Below are 501 nucleotides of genomic sequence, written 5' to 3' on the forward strand. Positions count from 1 at the left end.
ACGGCACTGTTGCAAATAGAGATTTGAGTCGATGATGTTCCCTTTAAAAAGTGCTTAGAGACCGAAAACCCTGTTGATTAGACACACTTCACCCTGAGGCTGACCATAATAAAATGACGATGCTTGTCCTTTACGTAGTGCACGCATGACTTCAATACCTTTAATTGTGGCATAAGCCGTCTTCATAGATTTGAATCCTAATGTGGCCCTGATGATTCGCTTTAACTTACCATGATCACATTCAATGACATTATTTTTATACTTAATCTGCCTGTGCTCAATATCTACTGGACATTTTCCTTCTCGCTTTAATCGTGATAAAGCATGGCCATAGGTCGCTGCTTTATCTGTATTGATGACCCTTGGAATTTGCCATTTTTTCACCGTATTGAAGATCTTTCCTAGAAAACTATAGGCTGATTTACTGTTCCGTCTAGCGGAAAGGTAAAAGTCAATCGTATGACCCCGTTGATCAACTGCACGATACAGGTAAGTCCATCG

General features: G+C 40.3%; 1 pseudogene. It reads right to left on the reverse strand.

Going from position 1 to position 501, the window contains the following annotated elements:
* Nucleotides 1-54: 54 nt before the first annotated feature.
* Nucleotides 55-501 (reverse strand): annotated as a pseudogene (locus WFH18_RS17730) (IS6-like element IS1008 family transposase); the annotation flags it as partial.

It is taken from the genome of Acinetobacter sp. USHLN143 (genome assembly GCF_037145695.1).
Taxonomy (GTDB): domain Bacteria; phylum Pseudomonadota; class Gammaproteobacteria; order Pseudomonadales; family Moraxellaceae; genus Acinetobacter; species Acinetobacter fasciculus.